We start from the raw sequence: 9,789 nt of genomic DNA on the forward strand, positions 1-9,789 counted from the left end.
TGGTTCAGTAACCATTCCCGCCTCTTGGTTAGCAATTGTGGGGGCCTGCATCCTTACATCTGCAGGTCTCTACTTTTTTAAAAAGAAGTCAGCAGCAGAGTGGTATGGCAATGCCGTTTTTATATGGCTGTTAACATGGAAGTTCAGTGTCCTTCTTTTCCAATTTTCTATGATAAGGTCTCATCCATTATCCATTTTATACTTTCATGGTGGTGTGAAAGGATATTGGTTAGGCTTTGCCATAACGATCCTTTATACACTAAGTAAGGTGTGGAGCCAGAATTTACGAGTAGCGGATATTTATCAAGTTTGGATAAGTTCCATGATTTTTTATGAAGTGCTTCAGGCGATTTTGAATCAAGGATTATTCTTATGGACAGGCATTCAATTATTCTTCGGCGTTTCATTCTTATTACTCGTGGTGAAGAAAAAGCAGGTATTATGGAAGGAACAATTGCTCATCCTTTATACAGGTGGACAAGCTTTATTTTATTCCATTCACCACAATTTATTATCCGCTCCAATGCTAACTTATTTGTTCATGGCAATATTCTTAGTCATCGCTTTGCGAAAATGGGAGGTTTTAGAATGACGAAGAAAATATTTGGTTTTACTCTTTTAGCGATTTTAGCAGGAGTTTTAGTCATTAATATTGTCCAAGAAACACAAGCGAAGAAAGAGGTGGAAGAAAATCAAGAACAAATCCTCCAGAAAAGGCTGGAGGCCGCAACTGAAACGACGGTGGATGGCATGGGGGAAGGATTATCTACAGGTGATATTCCTCCAGATTTTGAATTAGAGACCATATCTGGTGAAAAAATCAGATTGTCTGATCTCAATGGCAAAAAGGTGTTATTGAATTTTTGGGCAACCTGGTGTCCCCCATGTAAAGCGGAAATGCCCCATATGGAAAAGTTTTATAAAGAAAAGGCTGAAAAATATGATATAGAGATTCTTGCGGTCAATCTTACTTCAGCTGAGCGGGTTCGGAATAAAAGAGACAAAGTGGAAGAATTTGTCGATGATTATAAGCTGACTTTCCCTGTGTTGTTAGATGAAGATGGAATGGCAGGAGATCAATACCAGGTTATCGGCATTCCAACTACTTATTTTATCAATTCGAATGGCTTACTTGAAAAAAGAATTGTCGGTCCCATGGACGAGGAAATGATGGAAAAGCTCGTAAAAGGTTTGAAATAGACAGTAAACAACAAATAATGGATATTTTTTAAAAATAGGGTTGACTTTTTTGAGAATAATAGACTATACTTGATTTTAATCACAACAATGAATAGTAATACTCTTATCAAGAGCGGCGGAGGGATAGGCCCTGCGATGCCCGGCAACCTACAGAGAACTTTTCTGAAAAGGTGCTAATTCCTACAGACGGATAAGTCTGAGAGATAAGGAGCGGAAATAAAATACACCCCCCTTCTTATCGGAAGGGGGTTTTTTTAACTAGTGTTAGCGATGAGAGTGTATACCATTGAGGAGGACGAGAGGATATGACACAAGAACAATATAAACCAGAAACTTTATTACTGCACGGAGGACAAGAGCCGGATGAAACAGGAGCACGAGCTGTTCCCGTACATAGAACAACTTCTTATGTATTCAAAGATTCAGATTATGCACAAAAGGTCTTTGGATTAGAAGTACCGGGCAATATCTATACGCGGATTACCAATCCAACGGTTGATGTATTTGAAAAAAGAGTCGCTCTACTTGAAGGAGGAACGGCCGCGGTTGGGTTATCCTCTGGAATGGCAGCCATCGCTTTCTCGATTTTGAATATTACGCGTGCGGGTGACGAAATTGTTGCGGCAACAGATCTTTATGGAGGCACATATAATCTTTTTGCTGTGACACTACCAAAATATGGTATTAACGTGAAGTTCGTAGATCCGAAAGATCCTGAGAATTTCCGCAAAGCGATCACGCCTAAAACGAAAGCACTTTTTGGCGAGATTATCGGCAATCCAAGCCTGCATATTCTGGATGTGGAAGCTGTTGCCAACATTGCTCATGAAAATGAGATTCCACTTATTGTCGATAGCACTTTTGCAACACCGTATCTTTGCAAGCCGATTGATTGGGGGGCAGATATTGTCATCCATTCGGCAACAAAGTGGATTGGCGGCCATGGCACTGTAATTGGTGGAGTTGTCGTAGATGCAGGAAAGTTTGATTGGAATAATGAGAAATTCCCAGACTTTGTCGAACCTGATGAGACATACCATGGGCTGCGTTTTGGTATAGATGTACCAAATGCGGCTTTCGCTACCAAATTGCGTGTTCAATTATTACGTGATTTTGGCCCATGCTTAAGCCCAGACAACGCCTTTCAATTATTGCAAGGTCTTGAAACACTACATTTAAGAATTGATAAACACATAGAAAATGCCAAAGCCGTAGCAGAATTTTTAGAGAATCATGATGCGATTGAATGGGTATCCTATCCCGGTTTGAACAATCACCCATCCTATGAATTAGCTCAAAAATATCTTCCAAAAGGGGCCGGCTCGATCATCGTATTCGGCATCAAAGGTGGAAGAGAAGCAGGAAGACAAACCATTGATCATGTGAAATTATTTTCCCATGTTGCGAATGTCGGAGATGCAAAATCATTAATCATCCATCCAGCTTCCACCACTCACCAACAATTGAGTGCGGAAGAATTAAAACTAGTTGGAGCATCTGAAGAACTTATTCGACTCTCTATAGGGCTTGAAGCTGTGGAAGATATTATTGCTGATCTAAATCAAGCGATCGAAAAAGCCGTAGAAAAAGTGTCTGTCAAGTAAGGACAAAGAAGCTAGGAGGCTGGGCGCCATGCGTTTCAGTCTCCTTTTTTAAATGACATCCATGAATGAGGAGGAGAAGAAGGTGCGAATCATTAAAGCGGCACTATTAGGGCTTGGCACTGTTGGTGCGGGGGTTTATGAGGTTATACGTCACCACCAGGAACAATTGCAGGAGCTTGTCGGGGCAGAAGTGCAGGTAGTAGCTGTGCTGATCCAAGATGAAAACAAAGAGCGTGAAGTAGCAAATGACGTTCTCGTGACAAACGATATTAAGGAAATTTTAGCGATCCCGGGTCTTGAGGTCATCTTTGAATCGATTGTTGGTGCTGAGCCGGCTAATCGTCATGTAGATGAAGCGATCGAGCGCGGATGTCATATTATAACAGCGAATAAAGAAATGTTCGCGAAGCATGGGGATGTTTTGCTGGAAAAGGCACGGGAAAATGATGTGCAAATTGGCTTTGAAGCGACCGTTGCAGCCGGTGTCCCTGTGATCCGTACTATTCAGCAACAATTACAGCTTAATAAAATTGAGCGAGTGCAAGCATTGCTAAATGGAACCTCTAATTTTATTTTAACGGAAATGAGACAGAAGCAACTTCCTTTTGCAGAAGTTTTAAAAACGGCCCAATCTCTTGGTTTTGCAGAGGCTGACCCAACGAATGATGTCGAGGGAATTGATGCTTTTTATAAAATTATGATTTTAAGTCAGCTGATCTATGGGGAGCAACCAGAATGGGCAACGGTTGACCTGAAAGGAATCGCAAGTGTTCCAGAAGATGAGATCTACCATTCTGAAGGCCGTTATAAACATATGGCAGAATTGAAAAAAGTGGGAAATCATGTCCAGGCATCTGTTCAACCAGTTGTAATAGATGATCAACATCCTTTATATTCGGTAGAGGGTGTAGATAATGCGGTGGTACTAGAAACTTCCTTGGCTGGGACGATTATGATTCAAGGGCCGGGTGCTGGTAGTAAACCAACAGCCAGTGCCATGTTAGAAGATTTTATTCATATTTTTCAAACCAATAAGGCGGCTGTTTTAAATTAGTTATAACTTGTCCCCTCATCGCATAGGATTTATAGAAAAGTTTATACAGATAATTGAGTATGGAGGAAGACTCTGGATGGACATTTCCTTCATTATATGAAGTGTATAGGCAACTGCGGTGAGGAGGAAGAGTATGAAAAAAAGATGGCTAGTGATCATTTCCGTTTGTTCATTTCTTTTAGGGGCAGGCGGTATATATGCTAGTATGGTGTGGATTCTTCCCAATTGGCAAGGGACACAAGGGAATCAGGAATCAGAGACAGTGCAGATTCTACCAGCTATGGAAAAAGTGGCAGAAGCCTATGATTTAATTCAACAGGCGTATGTAGAAGAAGTAGATACGAAGAAATTAATTCAAGGCGCCATTCAAGGGATGGTGGCTACCTTACAAGATCCCTATTCCGTATACATGGATGAAGAGACAGCAGAAAGATTTAATGAGAGTATGGACTCTAGTTTTAATGGAATTGGAGCGCAAATTGCCATTCAAGAAGGCAAGCTTGTGATTATTTCCCCGATAAAAAATTCCCCAGCTGAAAAGGCGGGTCTGAAAGCAAAGGATCAAATTATTAAAATTGATGGGGATGCCGTGGATGGTTTGGATTTATATGAGGCATCAAGTAAAATTCGTGGTAAAAAAGGAACCACTGTGACACTGGATATTGTGAGAAATGGCGTATCTAAATCACTCACATACGAGATTACCAGAGATGAAGTACCGATTTTGACTGTTTTTTCCGAGCTGAAAGAAAGTGGCGGAAAGAAATTTGGCTATGTTGAAATTACTTCTTTTGCTGAAGAAACAGCGAGGGATTTCGAGGCCGAATTAAAGGAGTTGGAAGCGGAAAATATCGCTGGACTTGTGATTGATGTACGAGGGAATCCAGGTGGAATGTTAACCAGCGTGCAAGGAATCTTAGACCAATTAGTGACGGGTGATAAGCCCTATGTTCAAATCGAAGATCGTTCAGGTAAAAAGCAAGCCTATTATTCAGAAATGGAAAAGGAAAAAGATTACCCGATTACCGTGCTGGTGGATGAGGGAAGCGCCTCGGCCTCAGAGATCCTAGTTGCGGCCTTAAATGAAATCAATGGGACGACTTTGATCGGCACAAAGACTTTTGGCAAGGGGACCGTTCAACAACCGATTCCTTTGGAAGCTGGAGGCAATTTAAAATTAACGATGGCGAAATGGCTCACACCTGATGGAAACTGGATCCATGGAAAAGGCATCGAACCTACCATTGAGGTGCAACAACCAGCCTATTTTAATGCCCATGCAATCGAGTATAAGGAACCATTAAAGTTAAATATGAATGACGAAAATATTAAATTTGCGCAGGAGATGTTGAAAGGATTGGGCTTCACTCCGGGGAGAATAGATGGCTATTTTGATGAACAAACGGAAAAAGCGGTTAAAGCTTTTCAAGCGGTTGAGGAACTCCCGGTAACAGGTGAAATCGATGAAAAGACAGTGGCGAAATTAGAAGAAAAAATTGCTTCTTTTATAAAAGATGAGAAAAACGATATTCAACTACAAGTGGCACTCAAATCTTTGCAAAAAAACAATTGATTTTTTATGCTAACTCGCAATTTTGTCATTAGGTAGAGGAATAGGCTAGACATTCTTGAAAATTTCGAATGTCTAGCCATATTTTTGTTCTATTTCTTCTAATGTCTGGTAAAATAGGAGATACTTAATGTTCGGAAGGGATGTGGAGAGACTTGGAATGGACCGTAGAGATTGCTAGAGGGATAGGACGAATGTTCCTTCATCCTGTTTTCTATTTCTCCATTATATGGGTGCTACTCGCAGGGTTTTGGAGAATAAAACGAGAACGACGTGATTTTCTTGTAAGGGTACATACTATTTTTCTAGAGCTGCGTCATTTATTTCCTGCAGGGATACTTGTTGGAGTCGTTCTATCAATTGTATCTATTTTGTTGGGATTGACAATTCCGTTAAAACTTCTATTCATTGTTGCACTTGCGACGATTATCTTAACCGTGATCGGAAATGCTAGATTGCTATCAGCTGCTTTCACGATCGGCATACCTTTACTACTATTAAGCTCTTTTTCTCTATTTTCCTTTGAATGGAACTTCCTCGGCCCGATGGACTCGAATGACTTGCTTGGCGCTTCTGTCATGTTAGGCTTATTAATGGTTGCTGAAGGGTTTCTCATGTTAAAAAATGGGTTAAAGGATGTCTCACCTAAATTGAGGACAAGCCGTAGAGGGTTGACAGTAGGTGCTTTACAAACAAAAAGGTTTTGGCTACTACCTTCTTTTCTTTTTCTTCCTTCCGGTGTTTTGACAATGCCATTTGATTGGTGGCCCGTCATATCGTCTGGAAGTACGGGATATTCCTTAGTGTTACTGCCATTTTTACTTGGTTTTCAACAGCAAATTCAAACAGAATTGCCAGAAGCTGCTGTAAGACGAATGGGGAAAAATGTGTTGATCCTTGGCCTGCTCGTCCTAATGGCAAGTATTGTTAGTGCTCTGCTCTTACCAGTGTACGCAGCCATCATTACATCGGTGTTTGCCCTATTAGGAAGAATTTGGATTGCTTATCGACATCGTATAAGAGAAAACAACTATCCGTATTATTTTGCGCCAAGAAATTCAGGTGTCATGGTATTGGATGTATTGCCAGATTCTCCAGCTGATAAAATGGGGCTCAAAACAGGGGAAATTATTCAAACATGTAACAAAGTGAAAGTAAATAGTAAGGAAGAAATGTATCAGGCCCTATCAAAAAATCGAGCCTATTGTAAATTAGAAGTGTTTGACCATAATAATGAAATCCGGATTGTTCAAGGAGCCTTATATGAGGGAGACCATCATGAACTAGGGATTCTTTTCATAGAAAATAATCAAATGGGGCAGACAAATCGAGCTATTTAAGTGAGAGTTCACCAAGAAGACATTTTTTTGTAACAGGATGATGGTTTACCTACCTTCCAGGGGTATGATAGGATAAACAAAGGAAAATCAGGTGATATTCCAATTAGTTCTCTACTAGAAAATACCTGGAGAGGTGTCAAATGAATAATAAAAAGTTAATGATCATTACGATTGTTGTCGTGGTGATCGCAGTCGCGGCTATGATTATTTTGAATAAGAAAATTGACCAAGCAGATCAAGAAAATGCAAAAGGCGCACATCCCGTAATTGACAATCAACCAACCATGGGTGAGGAGGATGCGCCAGTTTCGATCGTCGAATTTGGCGACTATAAATGCCCTGGCTGTAAAACATGGTCAGAGAAAGTGTTACCGAAGCTTGAAAAGGATTATATTAACACTGGAAAAGCGAAGCTCTCTTATATCAATGTTCTCTTCCATGGAGAGGAATCTGTTCGTGCGGCATTAGCTTCAGAATCCGTATTCAAGCAAGATCCTGAAAATTTTTGGGCGTTCCATGAAGCATTATTCGCAGCACAGCCTGCAACCGAACAGCATGATGAACAATGGGTGACGACTGAAAAACTTTTAGAAATTGCCAAAGAAACAGCCCCGAATGTTGATTTAGATCAACTGGAAAAAGACATAGACGAACAGACGACAGCGGCAGAAGTAAGCATTGATGAACAATTAGTACAAAAGCATAATATTGAGTCTACTCCATCTGTTATTATTGATGGTGTCCTTGTGAAAGATCCGTTTGATTATAAAGCCATTGCAAATCTTATTGAAAAAGGATTGAAGTAAAAGGATGAAACATACCAAGTCAACTTTTCAGGATTATCTTCTTTACCTCGCCTGGATTGTATCGCTCGTTGCCACATTAGGTAGTCTCTATTTTAGTGAAATCAAAGGCTTTATCCCCTGTGAGTTGTGCTGGTATCAAAGAATCCTGATGTATCCATTGGTGATCATTCTTGGAATAGCCGTTTTTGACCAGAATAAAAAGATAAAAAAATACGTTTTGCCTTTTTCCATCATTGGAATGGGGGTGTCCTTTTATCATTACTTAATTCAAAAGGTTCCTGGGTTGGCGGCTGTGAAACCATGTGTTGGAGGAGTTCCTTGTAATGGCCAATATATTAATTGGCTAGGGTTCATCACAATTCCGTTTCTAGCGCTTATTGCTTTTGTTTTCATCACTGTTTTAATGTTGCTAATACGCGGAACTAAAAAATAAACTCATTTTGCTGACAAAGAAAAGAGGGAAGTGCCTGAATGGCATTTCCCTTTTGGCATTTTAATGAAAACATGATCCGGTATATTGTTTACCAACGTATTATTCTTCCGTATCATGAGAAGGTTGCTCAACTTGCTCCTCTTGTTGCCCTTGTGCCCCTTGGCTTCTACCCCAAAAGAAACCCCATGGATCCCTTTGAGGTCGTCTTCCTTCATTATCACTTTCATCTTTAATTTCCACATTTTTAGCATGGATAATCAAATTTTCCACATGAATTTCCTTTGGCTTTTTTTCCTGAGACATTTCCATCCTCCTTCCATTTCCCAACTGGCTTCATCCACAGCCCAATGACCATTTTTATACAAAGAAGTGGGCATGAGGGTTTCTCTTTATCCTATTCACCTTTTAAGAAGGATGTATGGGCGAAAATATACAGTTTTTAATACCAGAAGAAAGGAGTGAAAGCTAAAGCAGTGATAGCTCCTAATCCAATCCCTAAGCCAAACGCACCCCATCCCCATCCCCAACCCCATCCGTATCCATAACCGCCATATCTTCGGCCGAACGGGCGAATATATACTTTAGATGGGGTGACATGACTGATAATTCCCCGGTGGACATGTCCATCCCTTGTTCGAATCATGACAGGCCGACCAATCCCCTTCCTACACATATGATAATAATTTTTAACTGGCATTCAATTTGCACCTCCGGATTTTTAATTCACTCTCTAACAAATTATGTGTTAGTTCTATCTTTTGAGTGGACAGACATCATGGGGGAAAAGCGGAAATAAGCTTTTGGCTATCAATTCGTCACTCTTAAGGGAAATTGACATACTGTATCTTACATAAAGTGAAACTGTATACTGCCAGTTCATGCAGGGTAAAACAGGTAGAGAAGGAGTGAGAAAGTGTCGATACAATATCAGGATGCTTTAGCTAAGGGGAAAGTGGATGGGGCACATCCTGGAGGATTTCATTTGACAAAAAAATTATTACGCGAGCAAAAGATTACGAAAGAGACAAAAATTCTAGATGCAGGCTGTGGAACGGGGCAAACATCCCTCTATTTAGCAAAAACATATGGCTGTACCATTATTTCAGTGGATAAACATCCGGAGATGGTACGGAATTTTCGAAACCGCCTTAAGGGAACAACATGGCCAATCGAAACCATTCAGGCTGATATTGAACAGCTTCCATTTTCAGATGAATCTTTTGATTTGATTTTAGCTGAATCTGTTATTGCTTTTACACAGATAGAAAAGTCTTTAAGTGAATTAAAGCGCGTTCTTAAACCAAAAGGAACTTTATTTTGTAATGAAATGACAAAGGAAGACCACTTAAAGTCCTACGAAGCAGCTGAAATCATGGACTTTTATGACTTACAGCAAATGTTCACCAAACAAGATTGGTTACATTGCTTAGATCAAACTGGATTTAAAAATATTTCTGTATTAAAAAACAATAGCCTTCTTGACGAACTACTATTACATGCGAATGAGGAAACGTTACTGGATAGTATGGAAGAGGTTGGCTATAGCGAACAGGTAGAAGAGGTTTTAGAAAAGCAGAGCATTCTGTTAATGAAATATGCGGAAAAAATCGGTCATATTGTAGTGAAAGGAACAAAAGCGTAAGCGCCCGTTTAGTGACGTACAAACTTGGATAATAAGGTTGAACGGCTAAAATCGCGCCGTCCTGGCGCAACGCCGTTCTGACCAACATCCTGTTGGCCTGAGATAAAGGAAACACGATGAACCACGAAAAGCGGAAGGCG

11 protein-coding genes and 1 riboswitch are annotated in these 9,789 nt (G+C 40.3%); of the genes, 9 read left to right on the forward strand and 2 right to left on the reverse strand.

The window, feature by feature from the left end; genetic code table 11:
- The first annotated feature begins 13 nt into the window (after window positions 1–13).
- The 8 genes from KI363_RS13485 to KI363_RS13520 all read left to right on the forward strand — a co-directional run bounded on the left by KI363_RS13485 (window position 14) and on the right by KI363_RS13520 (window position 8,007).
- Window positions 14–592, forward strand: coding sequence for an LPXTG cell wall anchor domain-containing protein (locus tag KI363_RS13485; RefSeq protein ID WP_281414131.1), 579 nt, complete (start codon window positions 14–16; stop codon window positions 590–592).
- Window positions 589–1,200: a peroxiredoxin family protein gene (locus KI363_RS13490; RefSeq protein ID WP_212966633.1), complete on the forward strand. Its 612-nt coding sequence runs from the start codon at window positions 589–591 to the stop codon at window positions 1,198–1,200. Before KI363_RS13485 ends, KI363_RS13490 begins: the two co-directional genes overlap by 4 nt.
- 100 nt (window positions 1,201–1,300) lie before the next feature.
- Window positions 1,301–1,410: riboswitch (SAM riboswitch) on the forward strand.
- A gap of 95 nt (window positions 1,411–1,505) precedes the next feature.
- The gene (locus KI363_RS13495; protein ID WP_212966634.1) at window positions 1,506–2,804 is read left to right on the forward strand and encodes an O-acetylhomoserine aminocarboxypropyltransferase/cysteine synthase family protein; all 1,299 of its coding nucleotides are present in this window, start codon (window positions 1,506–1,508) and stop codon (window positions 2,802–2,804) included.
- Window positions 2,805–2,886: 82 nt separating this feature from the next.
- A complete protein-coding gene (locus KI363_RS13500; protein ID WP_212966635.1) occupies window positions 2,887–3,858 on the forward strand; it encodes a homoserine dehydrogenase in 972 nt (323 codons plus the stop codon).
- Window positions 3,859–3,991: 133 nt separating this feature from the next.
- Window positions 3,992–5,431 (forward strand): S41 family peptidase, encoded by a 1,440-nt coding sequence (locus tag KI363_RS13505; protein ID WP_212966636.1) that lies wholly within the window; start codon window positions 3,992–3,994, stop codon window positions 5,429–5,431.
- 152 nt (window positions 5,432–5,583) lie between these two features.
- Entirely contained in the window at window positions 5,584–6,768 is a 1,185-nt protein-coding gene (locus tag KI363_RS13510) for a PDZ domain-containing protein (RefSeq protein ID WP_246516869.1), read from the forward strand.
- A 140-nt stretch (window positions 6,769–6,908) separates the two neighbouring features.
- Complete coding sequence (locus tag KI363_RS13515) at window positions 6,909–7,574, forward strand: DsbA family protein (RefSeq protein ID WP_212966638.1); 666 nt, start codon at window positions 6,909–6,911, stop codon at window positions 7,572–7,574.
- 4 nt (window positions 7,575–7,578) lie between these two features.
- Window positions 7,579–8,007, forward strand: coding sequence for a disulfide oxidoreductase (locus KI363_RS13520; RefSeq protein WP_212966639.1), 429 nt, complete (start codon window positions 7,579–7,581; stop codon window positions 8,005–8,007).
- 99 nt (window positions 8,008–8,106) lie between these two features.
- Here the strand turns inward: KI363_RS13520 and KI363_RS13525 are convergent, their stop codons facing one another.
- A complete protein-coding gene (locus KI363_RS13525) occupies window positions 8,107–8,310 on the reverse strand; it encodes a hypothetical protein (protein WP_212966640.1) in 204 nt (67 codons plus the stop codon).
- Between the two features lie 136 nt (window positions 8,311–8,446).
- The gene (locus KI363_RS13530; RefSeq protein ID WP_212966641.1) at window positions 8,447–8,704 is read right to left on the reverse strand and encodes a hypothetical protein; all 258 of its coding nucleotides are present in this window, start codon (window positions 8,702–8,704) and stop codon (window positions 8,447–8,449) included.
- 216 nt (window positions 8,705–8,920) lie between these two features.
- On the opposite strand from KI363_RS13530, the gene KI363_RS13535 reads away from it, so the two are divergent.
- Entirely contained in the window at window positions 8,921–9,649 is a 729-nt protein-coding gene (locus tag KI363_RS13535; protein WP_212966642.1) for a class I SAM-dependent methyltransferase, read from the forward strand.
- Window positions 9,650–9,789: the final 140 nt, after the last annotated feature.

Origin of the sequence: Lederbergia ruris (genome assembly GCF_018332955.1) — a bacterium.
In the GTDB taxonomy this organism is placed as follows: domain Bacteria; phylum Bacillota; class Bacilli; order Bacillales; family Bacillaceae_C; genus Lederbergia; species Lederbergia ruris.